General features: G+C 65.2%; 24 protein-coding genes and 1 tRNA gene (1 of these 25 cut by a window edge). 8 read left to right on the top strand and 17 right to left on the bottom strand.

Features of this window, described 5'->3' with window-relative positions:
- On the bottom strand, positions 1-720 hold the 5' portion of the coding sequence (locus tag ACVIYL_RS14025; RefSeq protein WP_456778864.1) for a TRAP transporter substrate-binding protein. 369 nt of this gene lie to the left of the window's left edge; the window shows 720 of its 1089 coding nt (coding positions 1-720); its start codon is at positions 718-720; the stop codon falls past the left edge of the window.
- Positions 721-1028: 308 nt separating this feature from the next.
- On the opposite strand from ACVIYL_RS14025, the gene ACVIYL_RS14030 reads away from it, so the two are divergent.
- Complete coding sequence (locus ACVIYL_RS14030) at positions 1029-2114, top strand: NAD-dependent epimerase/dehydratase family protein (protein ID WP_456778865.1); 1086 nt, start codon at positions 1029-1031, stop codon at positions 2112-2114.
- Positions 2115-2348: 234 nt separating this feature from the next.
- On the opposite strand, the gene ACVIYL_RS14035 is transcribed toward ACVIYL_RS14030, so the two are convergent.
- From ACVIYL_RS14035 to ACVIYL_RS14055, 5 genes are all read right to left on the bottom strand, one after another.
- Positions 2349-3656, bottom strand: coding sequence for an NAD(P)H-dependent oxidoreductase (locus tag ACVIYL_RS14035; protein ID WP_456778866.1), 1308 nt, complete (start codon positions 3654-3656; stop codon positions 2349-2351).
- A gap of 133 nt (positions 3657-3789) precedes the next feature.
- Positions 3790-4590, bottom strand: coding sequence for a phytanoyl-CoA dioxygenase family protein (locus tag ACVIYL_RS14040; RefSeq protein ID WP_456778867.1), 801 nt, complete (start codon positions 4588-4590; stop codon positions 3790-3792).
- A gap of 136 nt (positions 4591-4726) precedes the next feature.
- Positions 4727-5401: a GntR family transcriptional regulator gene (locus ACVIYL_RS14045; protein WP_092080653.1), complete on the bottom strand. Its 675-nt coding sequence runs from the start codon at positions 5399-5401 to the stop codon at positions 4727-4729.
- 258 nt (positions 5402-5659) lie between these two features.
- The gene (locus ACVIYL_RS14050; RefSeq protein ID WP_456778868.1) at positions 5660-6910 is read right to left on the bottom strand and encodes a M20/M25/M40 family metallo-hydrolase; all 1251 of its coding nucleotides are present in this window, start codon (positions 6908-6910) and stop codon (positions 5660-5662) included.
- A gap of 64 nt (positions 6911-6974) precedes the next feature.
- The gene (locus ACVIYL_RS14055) at positions 6975-7841 is read right to left on the bottom strand and encodes a sigma-70 family RNA polymerase sigma factor (RefSeq protein ID WP_456778869.1); all 867 of its coding nucleotides are present in this window, start codon (positions 7839-7841) and stop codon (positions 6975-6977) included.
- A gap of 110 nt (positions 7842-7951) precedes the next feature.
- Between ACVIYL_RS14055 and ACVIYL_RS14060 the strand changes: the two genes are divergently transcribed.
- The gene (locus ACVIYL_RS14060; RefSeq protein WP_456781824.1) at positions 7952-8407 is read left to right on the top strand and encodes a carboxymuconolactone decarboxylase family protein; all 456 of its coding nucleotides are present in this window, start codon (positions 7952-7954) and stop codon (positions 8405-8407) included.
- 169 nt (positions 8408-8576) lie between these two features.
- Here the strand turns inward: ACVIYL_RS14060 and ACVIYL_RS14065 are convergent, their stop codons facing one another.
- Complete coding sequence (locus ACVIYL_RS14065; RefSeq protein ID WP_456778870.1) at positions 8577-9386, bottom strand: alpha/beta fold hydrolase; 810 nt, start codon at positions 9384-9386, stop codon at positions 8577-8579.
- A gap of 144 nt (positions 9387-9530) precedes the next feature.
- Here ACVIYL_RS14065 and ACVIYL_RS14070 point away from each other — a divergent pair, with 144 nt between their 5' ends.
- Positions 9531-10073 (top strand): methylated-DNA--[protein]-cysteine S-methyltransferase, encoded by a 543-nt coding sequence (locus ACVIYL_RS14070; protein WP_456778871.1) that lies wholly within the window; start codon positions 9531-9533, stop codon positions 10071-10073.
- A gap of 182 nt (positions 10074-10255) precedes the next feature.
- On the opposite strand, the gene ACVIYL_RS14075 is transcribed toward ACVIYL_RS14070, so the two are convergent.
- Positions 10256-11125 carry an MBL fold metallo-hydrolase gene (locus ACVIYL_RS14075; protein WP_310881289.1) on the bottom strand — a complete coding sequence of 290 codons (870 nt, stop codon included), beginning with the start codon at positions 11123-11125 and terminating at the stop codon, positions 10256-10258.
- On the opposite strand from ACVIYL_RS14075, the gene ACVIYL_RS14080 reads away from it, so the two are divergent.
- Positions 11087-11338 (top strand): hypothetical protein, encoded by a 252-nt coding sequence (locus ACVIYL_RS14080; RefSeq protein WP_310881290.1) that lies wholly within the window; start codon positions 11087-11089, stop codon positions 11336-11338. The two genes, ACVIYL_RS14075 and ACVIYL_RS14080, sit on opposite strands and share 39 nt — an antisense overlap.
- 101 nt (positions 11339-11439) lie before the next feature.
- Here ACVIYL_RS14080 and ACVIYL_RS14085 read toward each other — a convergent pair whose 3' ends face one another.
- The 3 genes from ACVIYL_RS14085 to ACVIYL_RS14095 all read right to left on the bottom strand — a co-directional run bounded on the left by ACVIYL_RS14085 (position 11440) and on the right by ACVIYL_RS14095 (position 14028).
- Complete coding sequence (locus ACVIYL_RS14085; RefSeq protein WP_038385276.1) at positions 11440-12054, bottom strand: glutathione S-transferase family protein; 615 nt, start codon at positions 12052-12054, stop codon at positions 11440-11442.
- A gap of 142 nt (positions 12055-12196) precedes the next feature.
- Positions 12197-13039, bottom strand: coding sequence for a fumarylacetoacetate hydrolase family protein (locus ACVIYL_RS14090; protein WP_050385678.1), 843 nt, complete (start codon positions 13037-13039; stop codon positions 12197-12199).
- A gap of 140 nt (positions 13040-13179) precedes the next feature.
- A complete protein-coding gene (locus ACVIYL_RS14095; protein WP_456778872.1) occupies positions 13180-14028 on the bottom strand; it encodes an MBL fold metallo-hydrolase in 849 nt (282 codons plus the stop codon).
- Between the two features lie 119 nt (positions 14029-14147).
- On the opposite strand from ACVIYL_RS14095, the gene ACVIYL_RS14100 reads away from it, so the two are divergent.
- Positions 14148-14561 carry a DUF3775 domain-containing protein gene (locus ACVIYL_RS14100; protein WP_225645345.1) on the top strand — a complete coding sequence of 138 codons (414 nt, stop codon included), beginning with the start codon at positions 14148-14150 and terminating at the stop codon, positions 14559-14561.
- A gap of 239 nt (positions 14562-14800) precedes the next feature.
- On the opposite strand, the gene ACVIYL_RS14105 is transcribed toward ACVIYL_RS14100, so the two are convergent.
- The 3 genes from ACVIYL_RS14105 to ACVIYL_RS14115 all read right to left on the bottom strand — a co-directional run bounded on the left by ACVIYL_RS14105 (position 14801) and on the right by ACVIYL_RS14115 (position 17218).
- Entirely contained in the window at positions 14801-15748 is a 948-nt protein-coding gene (locus ACVIYL_RS14105; RefSeq protein WP_229162370.1) for an NADPH:quinone reductase, read from the bottom strand.
- A 38-nt stretch (positions 15749-15786) separates the two neighbouring features.
- On the bottom strand, positions 15787-16569 hold the full coding sequence (locus ACVIYL_RS14110) for an SDR family oxidoreductase (RefSeq protein ID WP_057017840.1): 783 nt from the start codon (positions 16567-16569) through the stop codon (positions 15787-15789).
- Positions 16570-16702: 133 nt separating this feature from the next.
- Entirely contained in the window at positions 16703-17218 is a 516-nt protein-coding gene (locus tag ACVIYL_RS14115; protein ID WP_456778873.1) for a CvpA family protein, read from the bottom strand.
- Positions 17219-17329: 111 nt separating this feature from the next.
- Here ACVIYL_RS14115 and ACVIYL_RS14120 point away from each other — a divergent pair, with 111 nt between their 5' ends.
- Positions 17330-18091 (top strand): SDR family NAD(P)-dependent oxidoreductase, encoded by a 762-nt coding sequence (locus tag ACVIYL_RS14120; protein ID WP_456778874.1) that lies wholly within the window; start codon positions 17330-17332, stop codon positions 18089-18091.
- A gap of 360 nt (positions 18092-18451) precedes the next feature.
- On the opposite strand, the gene ACVIYL_RS14125 is transcribed toward ACVIYL_RS14120, so the two are convergent.
- Positions 18452-20059, bottom strand: a complete 1608-nt coding sequence (locus ACVIYL_RS14125) for a GMC family oxidoreductase (protein WP_456778875.1) — start codon at positions 20057-20059, stop codon at positions 18452-18454.
- Between the two features lie 124 nt (positions 20060-20183).
- A complete protein-coding gene (locus ACVIYL_RS14130; RefSeq protein WP_456778876.1) occupies positions 20184-21617 on the bottom strand; it encodes a coniferyl aldehyde dehydrogenase in 1434 nt (477 codons plus the stop codon).
- A 317-nt stretch (positions 21618-21934) separates the two neighbouring features.
- On the opposite strand from ACVIYL_RS14130, the gene ACVIYL_RS14135 reads away from it, so the two are divergent.
- A tRNA-Met gene (locus ACVIYL_RS14135) sits at positions 21935-22011 on the top strand.
- A gap of 133 nt (positions 22012-22144) precedes the next feature.
- Here the strand turns inward: ACVIYL_RS14135 and ACVIYL_RS14140 are convergent.
- Positions 22145-22672, bottom strand: a complete 528-nt coding sequence (locus ACVIYL_RS14140) for a hypothetical protein (RefSeq protein WP_456778877.1) — start codon at positions 22670-22672, stop codon at positions 22145-22147.
- A gap of 48 nt (positions 22673-22720) precedes the next feature.
- Between ACVIYL_RS14140 and ACVIYL_RS14145 the strand changes: the two genes are divergently transcribed.
- Positions 22721-23302, top strand: coding sequence for a hypothetical protein (locus ACVIYL_RS14145; protein ID WP_456778878.1), 582 nt, complete (start codon positions 22721-22723; stop codon positions 23300-23302).
- Positions 23303-23348 lie beyond the last annotated feature (46 nt).

Consider the following 23348-nt stretch of genomic DNA (forward strand, 5'->3'; position numbering starts at 1 on the left):
GCCTTCCCACCAGCCGGGGTAGTAGTAGAACTTCGCGACCTTGACGAAGCCGAGCTTCTCGTCGTCATACGGCCCGACCCATTCGGCGGCGTCGATGGTGCCTTTTTCCAGCGCCGGATAGATGTCGCCGCCCGCGATCTGCTGCGGCACCCCGCCGACCTTGGCGATGATGGTGCCGGCGAAGCCGCCGACCCGGAATTTCAAGCCCTGGAAATCCGCCATCGACTTGATCTCCTTCCGGAACCAGCCGCCCATCTGGGCGCCGGTCGAGCCGGTCGGAATGCCGATGCAGTTGAATTCTGCGAGCAAATTGTTGAGCAGGTCGGTGCCACCGCCCCATTGCAGCCAGGAAATGTGCTGGCGCGTGTTGAGGCCGAACGGCAGCGACGTGCCGAAGGTGAAGGCGGGATTCTTGCCCCAGTAGTAATACAGCGCGGTATTGCCCATCTCGACCGTGCCGTTGGAGACGGCATCCAGCACCTGCAGGCCGGGCACGATCTCGCCGGCGGCGAACGGCTGGATCTGGAAGCGGTTGTCGGTGATCTCGGCGACGCGCTTGCAGAAGAATTCACACCCGCCATAGAGCGTATCGAGTGCCTTCGGCCAGCTCGCCGCGAGCCGCCACCTGACCTCCGGCATCGATTGCGCGACCGCGGGCGCGGCGACCGCCGTCGCAGCCAGGCCGACGCCGCCTGCCTTCAAGAATTCACGACGTTTCATGCGTATCCCTCCTGTGTGCCGATACCTCGACAAGGGGAACGATCTTGGTGTCGTCTTTCTTCGCCGATCGATCGACGTTCTGTGATGAATGTGTCCGGTGGCCCTCGACGGGCTCTTGTTGTGGAAATCCGAGTTTCCGGTTCCGCCGGTCAGGATGATCGTTTGCCGGAGGAAATCAAGCGCCTGCCTTCGTTGCAGGTGCGAAGGACAATCGGCGCTGTCGGTCTTATCCGATACCCGCCGCGATGGCTGCCGGCCCTGCTGCGATCTGCTACGCAGGGCGGGTGGGTTGATGGGAGTTCAAGGACATGGCCAACAAGAAAATCGTGGTTGCCGGCGCAACCGGCCTCGTGGGCAACGCCGCCTTGCGACACTTCGGCGCATCCGACGATTGCGAGCGCATTGCGCTGTCGCGCCGCAAGCCACGCGATCTCTACGGCGCACGGCATGTGCGAATCGATCTCACCAGCGCGGAGGATTGCCGTCGCGCCGCGGCCGAGCTCGCCGGCGCAACGCACCTGATCTACGCCGCGCTCTATGAGGCGCCCAGCCTGGTCGATGGCTGGCGCGATGCCGGGCAGATCGAAACCAACGACCGGATGCTGCGGAATTTGATGGGCGTGCTCGAACCCGTCGCGCCCGATCTCAAGCATGTCGCGCTGCTGCAGGGCACCAAGGCCTATGGCGTGCATGTCCGGCCGCTCACGGTGCCGGCGCGCGAGGGCCGTTCCGAGATGTACGAGCAGCCGAATTTCTATTGGGCACAGGAGAATTTCTTGCGCGAGCTGCAGCGGGGCAAGAACTGGCACTGGAGCATCCTGCGCCCGGTCCTGATCATCGGCGAAGCGATGGGCGGCGCGATGGACCTGATCCCGCCGCTCGGCGTCTATGCGGCGGTGCTGCGCGCGCAGGGCAGGCCGCTGGATTATCCCGGCGGCGCGCCGCGCGTCGCGCAGGCGGTCGATGTCGATCTGCTGGCACGCGCGATCGCCTGGTCGGGCGGCGCCGAGGCCGCGCGCAATGAAGCGTTCAACGTCACCAATGGCGACGTCTTCACCTGGGAAAATATCTGGCCGGCGGTCTCGGACGCGCTCGAGATGACGCCGGGCCGGCACGTGCCGCTGTCGCTGGCGCAGGAGTATCCGAAATGGATCGCGCCGTGGGACGAATTGCGCAGGACGCACGACCTGATCGCGCCCGGCCTGGAGGAATTCGTCGGCCTGTCCTTCCAATATGCCGATTACAGCATGCGCTACGGACAGACTGAAGCTGGTCCGCCGTCGATCGTCTCGACGGTGAAGATCAACCAGGCCGGCTTCACCGAGATGATGGATACGGAAGCGATGTTCCGCAAATGGTTCAGGCTGGCCAAGGCGAGCCGGCTGCTGCCGTAGTATTGAGCCCCGCTCTGTCTTCTCCCTCTCCCCGTTCTTACGGGGAGAGGGTTGGGGTGAGGGGCCTCCATCCGGCGAGCACTTCGCCGTTTGTTAAGCACCGTGCTTCGCCCCTCACCCGGATCACACCGGACGATGCTTCGCATCTCCGGGGCGATCCGACCTCTCCCCGCAAAGGGCGGGGAGAGGTGAAGGGCACACCCTCTCTTTCGGCGAGCGGAGCGACCGAAGACGTTACCGCGAGAATGCTACTTCCATCGCCTTGCGCGTCTTGATCGTATCGTTGCTCTCGTCGACCTCGACATCGCTCCAGCGCACGACAGCGCCATGGGCGACGTCGTTCTTCAGCTTCACCCGATGGGCAAGCCCGATCGGCAATGCGCCGGCGGCGAGGCTGGCGGCGGCCGGCATCAGCTTGCCCCACACGGTGTAGCCGCCTTCGCCGTCGAGCATCTCGCCGGCGCGCAGATTGCGCTTGGCCACCGCTGCGACGTCGCCGCGGAAGCCGCGCGGTTGCCCGGTCGGCTCGTTGCGCAGCGCCGCCGACAGCACGGAAATGTTCAGCTCGAGCCCGATCAGATGATACGGCTTGTACATCGCCGCATAGCGGCCGGAGGCGTCGGTCTTGAGGCCGTACTGCTTGAAGCAATCGGCGGCATAATCGTTGGGCGCCTCCAGCACCACATAGACGCCCCAGCGCAGATCGCGGAACACCGGACGGCCGTCGCGCTCCAGCGAGGACACCACTTCGACGATGCCGGATTTCTCCAGCACGCCGCCCTTGTCGCGCGGCCGCATCACATGCGGCAGGTCGTCGACGCCGCAGGGCGGAAACAGCAATCCCTCCGACGGCACCTCGAGGGTGCAGGCGTTGGCGATCGCCGCCATCTCGATCGCGGATTTGGTGCCGTCGAGGAAGGAGTTGAACATCTGCGGATTCATGCCGGCGGATTGCGCCTCGCCGGCGGTGAGCCCGTAATGCTGCCACACACCGTCCGGCGTGACGTCGTGATAGGCCGGCAAGTATTTCGTGCCCTTGCCGGCGGCGACGACGCGGAAGCCTGTCGCTCGGGCCCAGTCGACCAGCTCGGCCGTCAGCGCCGGCTGGTCGCCATAGGCCAGCGAATAGACCACGCCGGCCTTGCGTGCCTCCTCGGCGAGCAGCGGCCCCGCCAGCACATCGGCCTCGACATTGACCATCACGACATGTTTGCCGGCGGCAATCGCCGCGCGGGCATGGCGGATGCCGACGGCGGGATTGCCGGTCGCTTCCACCACGACATCGAATGCGCCGCCGGCGATCGCACGCGCGCCGTCGTCGGTGAAGGTGGTGGCGCTGATCCGCGCGTCGTCCCAGCCGACGGTGCGGCACGCCTCGCGCGCGCGGTCACGGTCGAGATCGACGATCACGGGCACTTCAAGCCCCGGCGTGTGCGGCACCTGCGACAGGAACATCGAGCCGAATTTTCCGGCGCCGATCAGGACAACGCGCACCGGCTTGCCGGCGGCGGCGCGGTTTTTGAGGAGGTGATGCAGGTTCATGATGCTTTCCAAACAAAAAGGGTCGTTCCGGGGCGCGTGAAACGCGAACCCGGAACCTCGAGATTCCCCGATGCGCAATTGCGCATCTGCGGTTCGACGCTAACGCACCGCCCCGGAATGACGGTCGAAGACTTTACTCCGCCGCCTGCCGCGGTGCACGAGCGAGCCGCAGCAGCGCGTCGTCGGCGACGGTCTTGATCGGCGTGAAGTCGCGGTGCGCAATGTAGTCGGGCCGCGTCGGGGTGCGGATGTAATTCGAGACCGCGTTCAGCGTCAGGTAGACGATCTTGCGCGGGTAGGGCGTGATGTTGCCGCTCGATCCGTGCACCAGATTGCCGTGGAACATCAGCATGCCGCCGGGCTTGCCGGTCGGCGCGACGATGCCGCCCTGCTTCACGAGGCGGGTCACGGTTTCCTCGTCCAGCGTCCACAGCGGATAGGATGTGGTTTCGAGATCGTGCGAGGCTTTCAGATCGCCCGCGGTCTGGCTCTGCGGCACCAGCATCAAGGGGCCGTTGATCGGCATCACCTCGTCGAGGAAGATCGCGATGTTCATCGCGCGCGGCTCCGGCATGCCGTCATCGCGCTTCCAGGTGCCGTAGTCCTGGTGCCACTGCCAGACGTCGCCGGTGAAGGCCGCCTTCGCGTTGATCTTGAACTGATGCATGTAGACCTTCTCGCCGAACAGCTGCTCGATGGGGTCGATCATGCGCGGATGCGCGCCGAGGGTGCCGAACGCCTCATTGTAGAGATGCGCGGCGAAGGCCGTGCGCGGCGCGCCGCTCTTCTCGCGCCACACCTCGGGGCGGTTGGCGTCATAGATCGAGACTGCTTCGCGCGCGAGGAAATCGACCTCTTCCTGGCTGAACAGCTCGGGCAGAAACAGCCAGCCTTCGCGATGGAAAAATTCGACCTGCTCTTGGGTCAGTTTCATGGTGCTTTCCTCCTGTTGTTATTGTCATTCCGGGGCGATGCGTGAGCATCGAACCCGGAATCTCGAGGTTCCCCGATGCGCAATTGCGCATCTGTGGTTCGGTGCTCCGCACCGCCCCGGAACGACGGCGTGAACGTCACGCCGCCACGTCGATTGCCCTCAGCTTCTCCTCGGTCATCCGCCCTGCCGTCTGCGCATGCGCCAGCGCCGCGGCTTCTGCCGCTGCGGCATTGCCGGAAAAAACATGCGCGGCGATGGTCTCGTGCTCGGTCCAGGCGCTGCCGCGGTAATCGAGCTCGGCGAGCACGGTCGCCATCGAGCGGCGCATATGCGGCCATTGCGGCGCGATCATCTCCTCGATCGCGGAATTGCCGGCGAGGCGATAGATCGCGCTGTGGAAATCGACGTCGAGTGCGATCAGGCGCGCCAGCGGCGTGCCGTCGTCAATCGCGCGTCCGGCTTCGAGCGCGGCTTCGAGCTGCGTACGTGCCGCGGCATCCTCCTTGACACGCGTAGCGGCAAGCCGTGCCGCCAGCGCATCGATGGCGCCGCGGACTTCATAGAGTTCGCGGATGCGCTGCGGATCGAGCTGCGTCACCTCGAAGCCGCGTCTGCCGCTCTCCGCGACGAGGCCCTGGCGATGCAACAGATGCAGGGCGTGCGAAATCGGCTGGCGCGAGACGCCGAGCCGATCGGCAAGTTCGTTCTGGGTGATGCGCTGGCCAGGCAGCAGCGTGCGGTCGATGATCGCTTCGAGCAATCGCCCGTAAACCTGGTCGATGAGGTTTGGAAGCGGGTCCAACGGGATCATACCGACCGTCCAGCTTGGAATACGGAATTCCGTGTTCGAAAAGGAGGCTACTGCGGGTTGCAGGAGCGGTCAAGGCCCCGGTTTGCGACCACGCTAAGCGATTGAGAATGGGTCGGTTTTTGACTGGGCCGCGCTGCGGCAGCCGTCCCAACGTCGTGATGGCCGGGCTTGGGCCGGCCGTCCGCGTCTTTCTTGATGCCGGGACCAGAGACGCGGATGCCCGGGACAAGCCCGGGCATGACGAGTTTTTCGGAAACGCTACTTCGCCTTGCCCAGCTCCATCAGCGTCCGCATCATCAGATAGAGCCGCGGCACGATCGAGTTGGTGTCGATGTATTCGTCGCGGGCGTGATAGCCCCAGCCGGCGAGGCCGAAGCTTTCGACCACGACGGCCTTGCCGCTGCGCGCGGCGTAGCCGGCGTCGGTCGCGCCGCCGGTCATTTCCGCGATGTCGAGCGTGCGCCCGAGCTCGGTGTAGATCGCCTGTCCCTGTCTGGCGAGCGCGCGGCCGCGATCATCGGCGACGAAGGGCGGACGGCCCGCGACGACCTTCACGGTCACCTCGGTGTCCGCGATCAGTCTGTTCTTCGCCTTCTCGTCGAGCGCGGCCTGCAGCTTTTGCACGCCGTCGGGAATGGTGAGGCGGATGTCGGCGCCGGCGGTGGCGTGATCGGGGATCTGGTTGCGCACGGTGCCGGCCTTCGCGGTGGTCCAGTTCAGCTGCGTGCCCGGAATCGATTTCGCAACGTCCTGGGTCTGCAGCAATTGATGCGCGAGCTCGATCAGCGCGTTGCGGCCGAGCTGCGGCGCGGCGCCGGCATGCGAGGCCTTGCCCTTCACATCGATCGTGCCGGTGGCGGTGCCGCTGGCGCCGAGCAGCAGGCTTTCATTTTTCGCGACCGGCGGCGCCACCGTCGGCTCGAAGGACAGCACCACGTCGTGCTGGTCGGCGAGCTCGGCGATGATCTCGCCGGAGCCGATCGAGCCGACCTCCTCATCCGGATTGAACGACACCGTGAGCTTGGCGTAGTCGCGCCAGCCTGCATCGTTCAGGATCTTCAGTGAATGCAGGATGACGGCGATGCCGCCCTTGTCGTCGGCAATGCCGGGTCCATAGATCCTGTTGCCGTCGACCTTGTAGGGCTGGGTGTCGAGAATGCCGTGCTCATACACCGTATCCATATGCGCGATCAGCATCAGCTTCTTCGTGCCAGTGCCCTCAAAGGTGCCGATCACCATGTCGGCGCCGGCGCCCTTCGTGGTCTTGCGGCGTTCGGTCTTGGCGCCGAGCGCCTTCAGCCGTGCCTCGGTGTAGTCGGCCATCTTCTTCAGGCCTTCGACATCGCCGGAGCCCGACTCGATCAGCACCATGTCGTGCAGGCTCTCGATCACCGCCGGCTGGGCCTGCTCGGCGGCCGCACGCAGCTTCTCGTCTGCGGCGGCAAAGGCGGAGGAGGAGGCAAGGGCGAGCAGGCCGGCCGACGCGAGCAATTTGATGGACAGTTTCATGATTGTCCTCCCTGCGCAGATGCAGAGAGACACTAGCATTGCGACTTTGCCGCCTCCAGCTGCGTCAGCTGCGCTCAAGCACCTCGACATCGAAGGTCTCGATCTCCGAGGCGTCGGCGGTCGCATCGATCGCCGCGATCCGGTCGCCTGAGACCGTGACCCGCAGCACGATGCGCAGCGCGCCGCCGAAGATGACGGCAACGCCGATCCCGCCGTCGACCAGAGCGGCTTTCGCCGCCTGTGCGCGTCCCTTGAAGCTTTCGGCCACCGCTGCGGCGCCGCGGATCACCGGCAGCGAGCCGAGCCGCTGTGCGGCCTGATCGGCGCGCACCACGACGTCGGGCGCCAGCACGGCCAGCAGCCCTTCGAAATCGCCGTTGCGGGACGCGGCAAGAAAGGCCTCGACGATGCCGCGCTGCCGGATGAGATCGGCATCCGGTGCGGGCGGCGCACCCTGCACGCGACGCCTGGCACGGCTGGCGAGCTGCCGCGCGGCGGCCGGCGTGCGGCCGACGATCGGCGCGATCTCCTCGAACGGCACCGCGAACATATCGTGCAGCACGAAAGCCAGCCGCTCGGCCGGCGCCAGCGTTTCCAGTACCACGAGCAGCGCGGCGCCGACGGAATCGGCCATCTCGGTCTCGCGCTCGGACGGATTGTCCGCGATCAGCTCCGGCACATGTGGGCCGATCGGCTCCTCGCGGCGCGATTTGCGCGAGCGCAGCATGTCGAGGCAGATGCGCGCGATCACCGTGGTCAGCCATCCCCCGAGATTGTCGACCGCAGCAGCGTCGGTGCGGCCGAGCCGCAGCCAGGTTTCCTGCACGGCATCGTCGACCTCGGCGGTCGAGCCCAGCATGCGGTAGGCCACAGCCCGCAAGCGCGGCCGGTTGGCCTCGAACTGTTCGCTGAGAGAATTTTTCTCGTCCATCGGTCACATTCCCTTTGTCCGCTCCGTCATGGCCATGACGAACGAAACTGCGCCGATGTGACAACAGATCGGCGCAGCGGCGTCAAAGGACAAATCAGGAGAATGACATGATGAAAGCCCGCATGAACCACCCGGTGATGGTTGTTCCCGGGGCCATGAAGGCTTTGCAGGCGCTGAGCGAGAGCACCAAGCCGGCATTGCCGGAAAAGCTGCTGGAACTGGTGCATCTGCGCGCCAGCCAGATCAATGGCTGCAGCGTCTGCGTCGATATGCACCCAAAGCTCGCCCGGCGTGCCGGCGAGACCGACGAGCGGCTGTTCGCGGTCGGTGCCTGGCGCGACGCGCCGTATTTCACCGAGGCAGAGCGCGCCGCGCTGGCGCTGACCGAAGCGGTGACCCGGCTCAGCGACCGCGAGGATCCGGTGACGGACGCGGTGTGGGACGAGGCCGCGAAGCATTTTGACGAGCAGCAGCTTGCGTCGCTGGTGCTGGGTATCGCGGCGATCAACGTCTGGAACCGGTTGAACGTCGCGGTGCGCCAGCCGGTCGGCGCCTGGAAGGTGTGAGAGAGTAGCTTTCTTACTTCGCCTCTCCCCTTGTGGGAGAGGCCGCCACCGATGCGTCGCATCGGTGGCGGGTGAGGGGTCCGCCTCCGCGGAGAGAACCCCTCACCCGGCACGATGCCGCTGCGCGCCATCGCGCCACCCTCTCCCACAAGGGGAGAGGGTGCATCGCTTACGCGGAGAGAAACTCCAGCACGATCTCGCAATAGCGCTGCGGCGCCTGCTCGAACATCGGATGCGTGGTGCCCGGGATCATCTCGATGCGCGAACCCTTCACATTGGCGGCGAGCGCGTGCAGCACCTTCGGCAGCACGCCCTTGGTGTTGGCGCCGCCGATGAACAGCGTCGGCGTCTTGATCGCCTCCGCGTCCGCCTTCGAGAATGGCGGGCGCTGGTCGCGGGTCTGGCCGATCAGCGTGGTCGCATTGTCGCGCAGCAGCTGCTTGGAGGTTGCCGGAATCCGTTTCCACGCGCCGGGGCCTTCGAGCGCGTCCATGAAGATCTGCAAGCCGCCGTCGATATCGCCCTTGGCGATTTCCGCCGCGCATGCCGCGAAGCGTGCCGCCAGCGGCGAGGGGCCCGGCTTGAAATCGGGGTCGAGGGTCTCGTCGAGCTCGCCGCCAGGCTCGGCAAGGATCAGCTTGCGTAACAGGTCCGGCCGGCGCTGTGCGGCGCGGAAGCAGATATGGCCACCGCGGGAATGCCCCATCAGGTCGACCGGTCTGGTGTCGAATTTTTCGATAAAGGCGATCACGTCGTCGACGTGCTGCGCGATCGAATAGGTGTCGCCGATGCCGTCCCACTGCGCCGGGAAGAAATGCCGCAGGCTGACCGCGATCACGCGGTGCCGCCGCGTCAGCGGGCCGAGCACCGCCGACCAGATCCGGAAGTCGCACAGCGAGCCGTGCACGCAGACCAGCGGCAGGCCCTCTCCGACATCGAGATAGGGCATGTCGAAACCGTTGACGTGGAGGCTGTGCATTTTGGGCTCGCGGAGGGGCAGGAGATGTTGTTGATTTGGCCGAAGTTCCCACGGAATTCGGGTGGATAGCAACATTCTCCAAGCCTAGATTCCGGATCAACAGCAAGCTCACGCGAGAGCTGAAGGGAACATCTGGAGCGAGCCATGACCGGCCAGCATTTTGCAATCTTCGAGACCATGATCGGCGCCTGCGGCGTCGTCTGGGGCGAGCACGGCGTCACCGGGGTGCAGCTGCCGATGGGCACTGAGGAGAAGACCCGCAAACGGATATTCCAGCGCGGCGGCGAGGTCACCGAGGCGGCGCCGCCGGCCGAGGTGCAGCACGCGATCGACGGTATGATCGAGCTGCTCGCCGGCAAGCCGAACGACCTTGCCGACATCGCGCTCGATCTCGACGGCGTGCCGGAGTTCAACCGCGGCGTCTACGACATCGCGCGGAAAATTCCGCCGGGCAAGACCATGACCTATGGCGACATCGCCAAGCAGCTCGGCGGGGTCGAGCTGTCACGCGATGTCGGCCAGGCGCTCGGCCGCAACCCGTGCCCGATCGTGGTGCCTTGCCATCGCGTGCTGGCGGCGGGCAACAAGCCGGGCGGCTTCTCGGCCAATGGCGGCGTCGTCACCAAGCTGAAGATGCTGCAGATCGAAGGCGCGATCGTGAACCACACGCCGAGCCTGTTCGATTAGGGCGGGCTCGATCTGCTCCCTCTCCCCGTTCTTACGGGGTCGAGACGAGCGAAGCTCGCTCTTAGAGGGCTGGGGTGAGGGGCTTTCACCGCGAGTAACGTCGCTGGCTAGGCCTGTACCCCCTCACCCGGATTGCATCTGCGATGCAATCCGACCTCTCCCCGCGCCGCAAGCCGCGTCGCCTACACCGTTTCGCACACAAACCCGCTGCCCTTCCGCCTGATCTTGCCAATCGACGGCGAGGGGAAATGCGCGGGGCAGCACAGCGTGTCGGTGTCGCAATAGCGCTCCAGGAAGCCGCGCCGCGCTTTTGCGGCTTGCGCCTGGTCGACATCGAACTTCGCCGACAGCTCCGGATAATGCGTCTGGATCGGCGAGTGCATCAGATCGCCCGAAAAGACCGCAGCGTCCTTGCCGCGGCCGAAGGCGAAGGCGACGTGGCCCGGCGTGTGGCCGGGCGTCGGCAGGATGCGGGCGTGGTCGCCGATCGCAAAGTCATGGCCGACGATCTCGGCCCGCTTGGCCTCGACCACCGGCAGCACGCTGTCCACGAAAGGCGGGACTTCCGCCTTCGCGTTGCTCTCGGTCCAGTAGTCGAACTCGGCCTTGTCGAACACGTAGCGCGCATTTGGAAAGGTCGGCACCCAGCGGCCGTTCTCCAGCCGCGTGTTCCAGCCGACATGATCGACATGCAGATGCGTGCACATCACATAGTCGATGTCACCGACCGAAAAGCCGGCTGACGCCAGACTGCGCAGATAGTTGTCGTCGGTCTTCATGTTCCATTTCGGCCGCGCCGGCCGCGGCTTGTCGTTGCCGATACAGCTGTCGATCAGGATGGTGTGGTGCGGCGTCTTCACGACATAGGACTGGAACGCCAGGATCAAGGTGTCGCTGTCGTCGAGTGCACCGGTGGCCTGCATCCAACCGCGGTTCTCGGCGAGCACGTCCGGCGTCAGTCCGGGCAGCATGTCGTGCGCGGGCAGGAACGTGGTCTCCTGCTCGACGATGCGATGAATGGTGAGATCGCCGGCGGCAAACTTCAGGCTCATGGTGATTCCTTGGCGTTAGCGCTTTCGAGCGAGGTGGAGTCCGGTTCGCGTGAGGAAAACGCGCAAAAAAATCTAGTTCGCGTCGCGCACGGCGGGAATGATGATGTTGGCAAGGATATCCATCGCCGCAAGGCCTTCCTTGGGCTGGCCGTACCGGGCTGCCGCCGCCATCATCACAAGGTCGAGATCGCGACAATGACGGCGAGATATTGACCGGTCGTGGTTGAGCCCGGCCGGCGATGCACAAGACCTGCGCCGGGAGGTGAGAGGCGGGGAGGCATTCGCGCGTCACATGCTCCCCGCTGTTGCCTTGGTTACGCCGCCGGCGGCGCCGAGATCTTCACCGACGGCCGCTCCAGCATTTTCTGGTAGAAGGCGTCGAGCTTGGGATAGGCCTTGCGCCAGCCGCAATCGGCGAAGCGGAAATCGGCATAGCCGAGCACGCACACGAGGCCGATCTGCGCGATATCGAACGACGAGCCGTTCAGCACGTCCGGCCGGTTCTCGAACCGCGCCATGCCGGCCCAGGCCCTGTTCCAGTGATCGTCGTGCCAGGCCTGCCACAGCGAGCCCTGCGGCCGCACCATTTTCTCGTAGCGGCACAGCAGCATGGAATCGAGCATGCCATTGAGCAGCGAGTGATCGGTCTTCAGCTTCCAGCGCCGCGGGCCGTAGCCCGGGATCAGCCGGCCGCCGCCGAGCTCGTTGAGATATTCGACGATGACGTAGGAATCCAGAATCACGTCGCCATGGTCGAGGATCAGCACCGGCAGTTTCTTCAGCGGCGAGATCTTGGAATATTCGTCATTGGCCGTGCCCGGTGCGACGGTCGCCGGCACCAGCTCGATCTTGTCGATCAGGCCGAGCTCGATCGCCGCGATGCGCACCTTGCGGGCGAACGGAGAGGCGGGAGAGAAGGTGAGTTTCATTGGGGAATTCCTTGCGAAGGCTCTTTCCTCTGTCATGGCCGGGCTTGACCCGGCCATCCATGTCTTTGCCTCCGTGGAAGACCTAAGACGTGGATGCCCGGGTCAAGCCCGGGCATGACGAATTCAGGAACAGCGTGGGCGCTTACGCCCCAACGATTTCCTGGCGCTGCTCGCCGAGGCCTTCGATGCCGAGCGTCACGACGTCGCCGACATTGAGATATTGCGGCGGCTTCATGCCGGTGCCGACGCCGGGCGGGGTGCCGGTCGTGACGATGTCACCGGGCAGCAGCGTCATGAACTGCGAGACGTAGGAGATGCACTTCGCCATCGTGAAGATCATGGTCGAGGTCGTGCCGGTCTGGCGGCGCTGGCCGTTGACGTCGAGCCACATCGACAGTTTCTGCACGTCGGCGATTTCATCCTTGGTGGCGAGCCACGGGCCGACCGGGCCGAACGTGTCGTGCGACTTGCCCTTGGTCCACTGTCCGAGGCGCTCGATCTGGAAGTTGCGCTCGGAGACGTCGTTGCAGATGCAGTAGCCGGCGACGTGGTTCAGCGCGTCGGCCTCCGAGACATATTTGGCGCGGGTGCCGATGATGGCGGCGATCTCGACTTCCCAGTCGAGCTTGGTCGAACCGCGCGGCTTCTCGACCGCGTCGTTCGGGCCCGACAGTGCGGTGTTGGCCTTCAGGAAGAAGATCGGCTCGGACGGGATCGGGTTGCCGGTTTCCTTGGCGTGGTCGGAATAGTTCAGGCCGATCGCGACGAATTTCGAGATGCCGGTGACGGGTGCACCGAAGCGCGGCTTGCCGGCGACGGCGGGGAGGGAGGCGGGATCGAGGGCAGCAAGCTTCTTCAGCGATTCCGGCGTGTAGGCGTCGCCGGTCAGGTCCTTCAGATGGGCCGAGAGGTCGCGGAGCTGGCCGGATTTGTCGATCAGACCGGGCTTTTCCGCACCCTTTTCGCCATAACGAACAAGCTTCATGTTGATCACTCCCTACGATGTCCTGAGGATTGTTACTGGTATACCTCGAAACGCTTCATGGAACAGCGCGCCGGGAAATTCAACCGCCCTGAGCGCGCTGCATTGCTGCCAAGCCTTATTTCAAGGCCATTTCGGTCCAATCAGCCCAGCGCGATAAACCTGAAGGCGTCGCCGTCGCGCCTGATGTGGCCGGCATTGAAATGCCCGCCGATCACCAGCGTGGGCGTATCGGCAAAGCGCGAGAACAATTCGTGCCGCGTGGCGGCCGATTGCTTCTGATCGGAGTCCGCGGTCGACGACCAGTCGAGGTGGTACATCTGGCAGGGATGATGCGCGACGTCGCCGGTCAAGAGGCCTTCCTCGCCGCCGGACCTGATGTGGATGCTCATATGGCCGGGGCTGTGTCCCGGCGTCGGGATCAGCGTGATCTCCTCGGTCAGCCGGTGGTCGCTCGGCACCAGTTCGGCCTTGCCGGCATCCGCGATCGGCTTCACGGAATCGGCGAACACGGCGGCATGCGCGGGATCGTCGCTATGGTCACGCCAGTGCTCGTATTCGGTCTTGCCGAAGACGTAGCGCGCATTGGCGAAGGTCGGCACCCATTTGCCGCCGACGAGTTTGGTGTTCCAGCCGACATGGTCGACATGCAGATGCGTGCACAGCACGGTGTCGATGCTGTCTGGCGCAAATCCGGCGGCGGTCAGCTTCTCCAGGAACGGATCGCTGCGGTTGTTCCAGGTCGGCACGTTGCGGCCCTGCTTGTCGTTGCCGAGCCCGGTGTCGACGATGATGCGGTGCTCCGGCGTTTCCACTAGCAGCGAATGGATCGACATTTTCAGCCGGCCCTCCTCGTTGGCGAAATGCGGGATCAGCCAGGGCAGGCTCTGGATCTCCTCCCGGCCGGCCAGCGGCAGGATGAAGCGGGTGCTGCCGACGGTCTCGAACTCGACGACTTTGGTGATCCTGACCTTGCCAACGGTCCAGTGCATGCGGCGTGTCCTCTATTTTTTTGTTGCCCTTGCCGGACCATGCGGGTTTCCGCACGCCGACGCAATGGATCAAGTCGGCGCCTCCTGCGTTACCGCCTCGTTGGACGAAGGAGTGTGCAATGCCGGAACTCGCAATCTCCCCTGAAAAGGTCGGCTTCTTGATCGAGAAGGCGCGCGAATTCGACGTCAAGGAGGGGCTCGTCGATCCCGACTCCGGCTCGAACGGCGCCGACGACGACATGATCGATGTGCTGGAGGATGACGGCAGGGATCCGGTGGCGCGCGAGATCACCGGCTTCATCAACGCGCTCAGCGAGGACGAGCAGGTCGACCTCGTCGCCCTGATGCGGCTTGGCCGCGGCGACGGCACGATCGAGGAATGGGCCGATCTCCGCCGCGAGGCGGCGCGCGGACGCACCGGCCATGTCGCCAACTATCTGTTGGGCGAGCCGATGCTCGGCGATCTCCTGGCTGAAGGACTCGACGAGTTTGGCTTGGGGCCGAGCGACGAACGCATCACGCCGATCCACTAAGCAGCCGCATTGTTCACCTGACCGCGCCCCGCACGCGGCAGGGCAATCGCATATGGAATGAACCGATTCTTCCGCGCCGTCATGGCCGGGCTTGTCCCGGCCATCCACGTCTTTTCTTCGCGTGGAAACGAAGACGTGGATGCCCGGGACAAGCCCGGGCATGACGAGTTTGTGGGAACTCCGATCGCCTCAAACGGCCATATGCGATTGCCCTACCGCGTACGGGGGGAGGGCGAAGATTAACGCGCGCAGTCGACGATCACGGTGCCGATCTTGTCGCCCTTCTCGACGGCGAGATGGGCGTCGGCGGTCTCGGCGAGTGCGAATTGCCCGGCGATATTGTGCACGCGGGTGCCCGACGCCAGCCATTGGGTGATGTCGGCCTGCGCGGCCGCGAGCAGCGGCGGCGGCAGCGCGAACAGCACCAGCGAGCGCACGGTGATGCATTTCTCCATCAATTCGCGCACCGGCAGTGTCGGCGTGCGGTTGCCGTTGGTGGCGTAGACCGCGATCGTCGAGTTCATCGCCATGATCTTCAGCGTGGTCGCGAGATTGCCGCCGAAATCGACGTCGATCACGCGGTCGACACCGCGGTTCTCGGTGAAGGCCATCACCTTCGAGACGACATCCTCGGTCCGGTAGTTGACGACGGTGTCGGCGCCGGCGAGCCGCGCCTCGACGTCCTTGACTTGCGAGCTCACCGTCGCGATTACGCGCGCGCCGCCCCACTTTGCCAATTGCACGGCATAGTGGCCGACTGCGCCGGCGCCGCCGGTGACCAGCACCGTTTGTCCGGAGATCGGACCGTCGGCGAACAGCGCGCACCACGCGGTCATGCAGGGGATGCCGAGCGTAGCTCCGGCTGCGAACGACACGTCCTGCGGCAGCGGCGTCACCAGATAGTCGGCCAGCGTGATGTATTCGGCCGCGGTGCCGAAGGCGCGGCCGTTGCGCTGGCCGTTGAACAGCCAGACGCGATCACCGACCGCAAAGCGCGTGACGCCTTCGCCGACCTGGTCGATGATTCCGGCGCCGTCGCTGTTCGGGATCACGCGCGGGAATTCCATCGCGCGATAGTTGCCGCTGCGGCGGCCGACATCGGCCGGGTTGACGCCGGACGCCTCGAGGCGAACCCGGACTTCACCGGGGCCCGCGTCAGGCGTCGACATCTCGCCGATGGTAAGCACCGTCGGCGCCGCGCCGGTCCGTTCGTACCAAACAGCTCTCACAACGTACCTGGGAAGGCACCGCCGTCGAGCAACAGGTTCTGCCCGGTGATGAAGCCGGCCTTGGCGCCGCACAGGAATGCGCAGGCATAGCCGAATTCGTCGGGATCGCCGAAGCGGCCGGCGGGGTTCAGCTTGGCGCGCTCGGCCAGGACTTGCTCGGCCGAGATGCCGCGCTTCTCGGCCTCGGGCTTTGCGGTGCCGCGCAGGCGGTCGGTCTCGAACGGGCCCGGCAGCAGGCCGTTGATGGTGACGTTGTTGATCACGGTCTTGCGCGACAGGCCGGCGACGAAGCCGGTGAGGCCGGCGCGGGCGCCGTTGGACAGGCCGAGGATCTCGATCGGCGCCTTCACCGCGGCCGAGGTGATGTTGACGATGCGGCCGAACTTGCGCGCCATCATGCCGTCGACGGTCGCCTTGATCAGCTCGATCGGCGTCAGCATGTTGGCGTCGATCGCCTTGATCCAGTCGTCGCGGGTCCAGTTGCGGAAATCGCCCGGCGGCGGGCCGCCGGCATTGTTGATCAGGATGTCGGGCTCGGGGCAGGCCTTGAGCACGGCTTCGCGTCCCGCCGCCGTCGTGATGTCGCCGACGATCTCGGTGACGGTGACGCCGGGGTGCGCCTTGCGGATTTCGTCGGCGGTCTGCTTCAGCGCCTCGGCGCCGCGCGCCGTCAGGGTAACGTGCACGCCCTCATTGGCGAGCGCGATCGCGCAGGCGCGGCCCAGTCCCTTGCTCGATGCGCATACGATGGCGCGGCGGCCTTTGATTCCAAGATCCACGGTTCACTCCCTGTGATATCGGTCGGTTTGTAAAGGTTTGATGGCACCAGTCTAGCCAAGCTCGGCGGCGCCGATAAGGGACGTGCAATGCATAAGTGCATGCCGGACAGGAACAGTGCGGTGGGCCGGCGGGCTAGATGCGTTGCTCGCGCCGCAGCCGCTCGATCGCCATGGTGGCTTCGGGCGGCAGCGACCGGAATCCGGCCTGTCCGGCCGCGGAGAACAACGGCCGCAATTGCGATCCGTTGAGGAATTGCGGCTGTCTGGCGAGCGGCACCAGCTGATCGAACACCAGCACCAGCGTGGTCACGACGAGGCCGACCCTGATGGCGCCGAGCAGCGCGCCGCCGAGGCGGTCGCCGATCCCGATCTCCGAGCCGATGGTGTCGTCGAGCATCGTCCGCGCCATCTTTCCGAGGATGACGCCAATCAGGAGAAAGAGGCCGAACAGCAGCACGCCATTGGGCGGAAACGGCGACGACGGCAGCGTCGCGATGTGGGGCCCGATCATCGCCAACGCGGCGACTGCAAGCGGCATGGCGACGAGATAGGCCAGGATGGTGACCGCGCTGCGCAGCAGGCCGGTCGTGAAGCCGGTCACCACTGCGAACATCAATCCGAGGATGACGGCCAAGTCGAAGAGATTCATGGATGAGGAATTCCTGCCCCAATCTCCTACTGTCCCCTGGTTGATCAAACCTGCTTACATCAAGGACAATTGTCGCTATCACTCGTCCGCTTCAATCCGGGAACCCTGTCGATGTCCGACCTATTCGATGTCAGTAAAGAAATCATCCTCATCACCGGCGCCTCGCAGGGGCTCGGGCGGCAATTCGCCCGCGTGCTGGCGGCACATGGCGCCGCGGTGGTGCTGGCCGCGCGCCAGACCGCGAAGCTGAAAAGCCTCGAGGAGGAGATCAAGGCCAAGGGCGGCCGCGCTGCCGCGGTGCAGATGGACGTCGCGGATACTTCCGGCATCGCGAAAGCGCTCGACGTCGCGGAAGCCGCGCTCGGTCCGGTCACGGTCCTGATCAACAATGCCGGCATCGCGATCGAGAAGCTCGCGACCGAGCAGACCGAGGCGGATTGGGACGCCGTGATTGGCGCTAATCTGAAGGGCGCCTACTTCCTCGCCACCGAACTTGCGCGGCGCATGATGGCGCGCAAGCAGCCGGGCAATATCATCAACGTCGCGTCCGTGCTCGGACAGGGCGTGCTCAAGGCGGTGTCGCCCTATGCGATCTCCAAGGCCGGCATGATCCAGGGCACCAAGGCGATGGCGCTGGAGCTCGCCGGCAACAACATCCGCGTCAACGCGCTGGCGCCGGGCTATATCGATACCGAGATGAACCACGATTTCTGGTCGACGCCGGCAGGCGAGCGGCTCGCCAAGCGCATCCCGCAGCGCCGGGTCGGCGCCGAGTCCGATCTCGACGGTGCGATCATGCTGCTCGCCTCCAACGCCTCGCGCTACATGACCGGGACGGTGGTGACGGTGGATGGCGGGTTTCTGTTGAATTGAGGGACCGTCATTGCCGGGCTTGACCCGGCAATCCATCTCGTTTCACATCAGTGCGTAGCCCGGATGAAGCGCAGCGAAATCCGGGAAGCATGCGTGAAGGTCCCGGATTACGCTTCGCTTCATCCGGGCTACGATTCCAACGCATCAAGTCACGAGCACGGCCCGGGGCAGCCGGCGCGGTTTCTGGATAATAGAATAATGCCGCTGATTTGGCCGACGAGTCAAGTCGTCGTGTCGAAGCCGGCAGCCCCCGGTCCTTTGCATGGGGTTGTTTTCGATATTTTGGCCGCGCGGCCCTGCGACGGCAGTCTCATAGGGTGGGCAAAGGCGCTCTTGCGCCGCGCCCACCCTACGCATTGGTCACCCCGCCCGCATCTCCGCCCTGATCATGTCGGCGGCCTTCTCGCCGATCATGATGGTCGGTGCATTGGTGTTGCCGCCGATCAGGGTCGGCATGATGGAGGCGTCGACCACGCGCAGGCCTTCGAGCCCGTGCACGCGCAGCTTCGGATCGACCACCGCGAGCGGGTCGGCGGTGCCCATCTTGCAGGTGCCGACCGGGTGATAGACGGTGTCGACGCGCTCGCGCAGGATGCTGCGGATGTCGTCGTCGGTGCGGACGTCGGATGTGAATACATCCTTCTGCTGCAGGGCGCGCAGCGCCGGCGCCTCCATCAGCCGTCGTGTGGTCTTGTAGCCCGCGACCATCGATTCCAGATCGGCCTCCTCGCCGAGGAAGTTCGGGTCGATCAGCGGCGCCTGCATCGGGTCGCTGCCGGCCAGCGCGACGCTGCCACGGCTCTTCGGCCGGAGCAGGCAGACATGGCAGGAGAAGCCGGTGCCGCCGTGGCGCTTGCGGCCGTGGTCGTCGACCATCGCCATGCCGAAATGCAGCTGGATGTCGGGGATGTCGAGATCGGGCCGCGTCTTCAGGAAGCCGCCGCATTCGGCGAAGTTCGAGGTGAGGGGGCCGCGGCGCTCGCGCCGATATTGCATGATGGCGCGGACGAGCCGCGGCATGCCCTTCAGCGAGATGCCGGCGAAGTTCGGATTGTCGGACATGTAGCCGAAGATGAAATCGGGATGGTCCTGCAGGTTTTGGCCGACGCCGGGCAGATGATGCACGCTGGCGAGGCCGTGCTTGCCGAGCGCCGCGGCATCGCCGATGCCCGACAGCATCAACAGCTGCGGCGACTGGAACGCGCCGGCGGCAAGCAGGACTTCGCGCCGCGCGCGGATTTGCTTCAGCTCCTTGCCCTGCCGGTATTCGACGCCGACCGCGCGCTTGCCCTCGAACAGGATGCGCGTCGCGTGCGCATTGGTCTCGACGCGAAGGTTGGGACGCCTGCCGATATGCGGATGCACATAGGCGCGTGCCGCGCTCCAGCGCTCGCCGTTGCGTTGCGTCACCTGGTAGATGCCGAGGCCCTCATGGTCCTCGGCATTGAAATCCTCGCGGATGCGGAATTGCGCCTCCTGCGCCGCCTGCAGGAAGGTCTGCTGGATCGGATTGCCGGAGCGCAGCTTGTTGACGGCGAGCGGGCCGCCCTTGCCGTGATACTCGTCGTCGAAATCGGAATTGTCTTCCGAGCGCTTGAAATAGGGCAGCACGTCGGCGAACGCCCAGCCGGCATTGCCGAGCGCGGCCCAGTGGTCGTAGTCGGCGCGATGGCCGCGGATGTAGACCATCGCGTTGATCGCCGAGGAGCCGCCGAGCCCCTTGCCGCGCGGCTGGTAGCCGATGCGGCCATTGAGCCCCTTCTGCGGCACCGTGTTGAAGGCCCAGTTGTTGACGGTGCCCGCGACCATCAGCACCAGCGCGCCGGGCGTGGTGACGACCCAATTGTCGTTGGTGCCGCCGGCATCGAGCAGCGCCACCGACGTCGCCGGATCCTCCGACAGCCGCCCAGCCACCGCGCAGCCGCCGGAGCCTGCGCCTATCACGACGAAATCGAATGTGTCAGTCACGTTTCCCCCATTTCCTATTTGTCATTCCGGGGCGATGCGTCAGCATCGAACCCGGAATCTCGAGGTTCCCTGATGCGCAATTGCGCATCTGTGGTTCGCTTCGCGCCCCGGAACGACAGCACTTCTATGACAACATCCGCATCAGCTTCTCCAGCCGCGCGACCTTCGCGCCATAGGGCGGATAGAGATCGGCAAGCCGGTTGAAGCGCGAGCGGTAGAACACCGGCTTGAATTTGGTCAGCGTCTTGAATCCCCACTCGCCGTGATAGGCGCCCGTGCCGGAGGCGCCGACGCCGCCCATCGGTTGATAGGCCTGCGCGAAGTGGAACAGGCAGTCATTGACGGTGACGCCGCCGGACACCGTGCGCGCCAGCACCGCATCGCGGGCGGCGCTGTCGGTGCCGAACCAGTACAGCGCCAGTGGGCGATCGCGCCCATTGACGAAGGCGATCGCCTCCGCCGCATCGCGCACGCCGATGACCGGCAACAGCGGCCCGAAGACCTCCTCCTGCATCACCGTCATGTCCGGCCTCGCGTCGACGATCACGGTCGGCGGAAATTTGCGCCCCGCCTTCCACTCGCAGTCGTTCGGCGCTGCGGGCTGCATGATGGTCGCGCCTTTCGCGGCGGCGTCGGCGACCAGCCCCTCGAGCCGTGCATAGTGCCGATCCGAGACGATCGACGTGTAATCGACGTTACCGGGATCGGTACCGAACATGTGCTGCATGTGACCCTGCAGCCGCATCGCGAAGGGTTGCATCGCGGCCTGCGGCACCAGCACGTAATCGGGCGCGATGCAGGTCTGGCCGGCATTGAGCAGCTTGCCATAGGCGATGCGCTGCGCGGCTTCGTCGATGTCGGCGGAGCCGTCGACGATCACGGGCGACTTGCCGCCGAGCTCGAGCGTCACCGGCGTCAAATTGCGGCCACAGGCTTCGGCCACCAGCCGGCCGACGCGGGTCGAGCCGGTGAAGATCAGATGATCGAACGGCAGTGCGGCAAACGCCCTTGCGATTTCGTCGTCGATGTCGGTGACCACGAGCTCGGTGACGTCGAATTTCTTGGCGATCGTCTCCACCAGCAGCTCGGCGAAGCGCGGCACCAGCTCGCTCGGCTTGATGATGGCGCGGTTGCCGGCCGCGATCGCGGCGACCGCGGGCGCCAGGGTCAGCTGCAGCGGATAATTCCACGGCGCGATGATGCCGACCACGCCGAGCGGCTGCGGCATCAGCCGGTTTCTGGCCGGCGCGAACTGGACCGTGGTCGGGACCTTCCGCGGCGCCATCCAGCCCTTGAGGTGCTTGGCCGCGTGCTTGATCTCGCCGAGCACCAGCATGGTCTCGGCGATCGCGGTCTCGACGGTGGAGCGGTGGCCGAAATCGGCCGAGATCGCCGCCTCGAATCGCGCCTCATTCTCGGTCAGCGCAGCGCGCAGGCGACGCAGCCGGTCGAGCCGTGCCTGCAATGTCGGCGCCGGCTCGCTGCGCGACAGCTCGAACTGGCGATGAAAGGCCTCCTCAAGCCCATGCAGCCCCGGGCTCTTCAATGGCCGGTCCATGGCATTTCCCCCTCGGATGACGTTTTCTTGACGTATTTGTTGCGCGCCAAGCTCCGCTTTTGCGCGCGGTCTGGCAAGGTCCGGTTCCCGGCGGTAAATCCTGCCGGGACAGCCGGCGATTTCGACGTCACAAAATCCTCAAAAACCCGCATCCGGGGCTTTCCAAACCGGGCTCACGTTGATACATACGCCCCGCACCCGATGGCCTCGGCCCGGGTCGCCTTCTCAGGAAGCCCCCGGACGGATCGATCGGCGCCGTTGAAAAGCGTTGGCCGGCCGGCTCAGGCACCCTTTCTGCAAGGCACGCAACGGTTTAACGCGGGGTGGAGCAGCCCGGTAGCTCGTCAGGCTCATAACCTGAAGGTCATAGGTTCAAATCCTATCCCCGCAACCAAAGTCCGGACCAACCGGTTCCGATAAAATGGCCCGCGTTTCGCGGGCCATTTTTGCTTTGGGAGGACAATCGGGCCTCGTGTCGTCGACCGATTGGGCGCAGATCACGGCGTTTCCGCAACGCGGGCCGCTCCCTAGACGATGAAATGGAATTCGTGCCACGCACTCCAGCTGATGCCATCGCTGGCGCGAACCCAGAGGTCGTCAGGCACGGTACCGCCCTGGAATGTCGTGCTCGCAATTTGGGCCGCGCTGACGTTGATGGCGGTGCCGGTGGGCTGCGCATTCCCGCCAATGCTCCAGTGGCCGCTGCTTGCCGATGGCGTCGAATCCCAGAGTTGATATTGTGCGATACTGTCGCCGTCGGCATCCGTGACTGAAAACAGGCTCAAGGCGGCCACGCTCTGATTGGCCGTCGCATGGAAGTCGGACGCGGTCACGAACGGAGCGCTGTCAACCGGCGCGGTGACGTGAAACTCCTTCCACGCGCCCCAGGCAAAGCCGTCGTAAGCCCTCACCCAGAGATCGTCCGAACCCGAGCCGCTTTGAAAGCTTGTGCTCGAAAGCTGAGCTGCCGTGACATTGATGGCGGCATTGGAGCCTTGGGCGACTCCCCCGACCACCCATTGCCCGCTGCTCGCATCCGCCGTGGAATCCCACACCTGATAATTCGTGATGGTGTCGGTGGCGATACCATAACGAAATATGCGTTGTGGGATTCCAACACGAACGGGCGTTGGAACGTCAACGGAGTGAACCAGTCTGCGAATACGGAGATCGACGTCACTCCGGCACAACTTGCCCTGACGACCTATCAGGCCGGCTCTGGCACCGACCAGCTCTCGATCCGGGCCTATGATGGCAGTGCGTGGGGTGCCTGGCAGCCTTTCAACGTAACGGGAGAGAGCCCCAGCAGCGCCACCATCGCAGCAGGCGCGACGCTGGAATTGACGGGTGCTTCGAACGCGGCCGTAACGTTCCTCGGCAGCACGGGGACGCTGAAGCTCGACAATTCCGCGAGCTTCACCGGAACTGTCGCCGGGATGTCCGGTTCGGACACGATCGATTTCGCGAATATCAATTTCGCGACCGTTCAGACGCCGACCTTCAGCGGTGACAGCACGCACGGAACGCTCACGGTGACGGACGGCACTGTCACCGCCAGCATTGCGCTGCTGGGCAACTACATGGCTTCCACGTTCACGGCCTCGAGCGACGGCCATGGTGGTACCTCGGTCGTCGATCCGCCGGCGATGCAGGTCAGTCAGCTTGCGCAGCCGCAGCATGCGTAAGGGCTTGAGATAGGGCGGCTGGTGGAGGGCCTGTTGCGGGGCCCTC

This window comes from Bradyrhizobium sp. USDA 3315 (genome assembly GCF_054056795.1).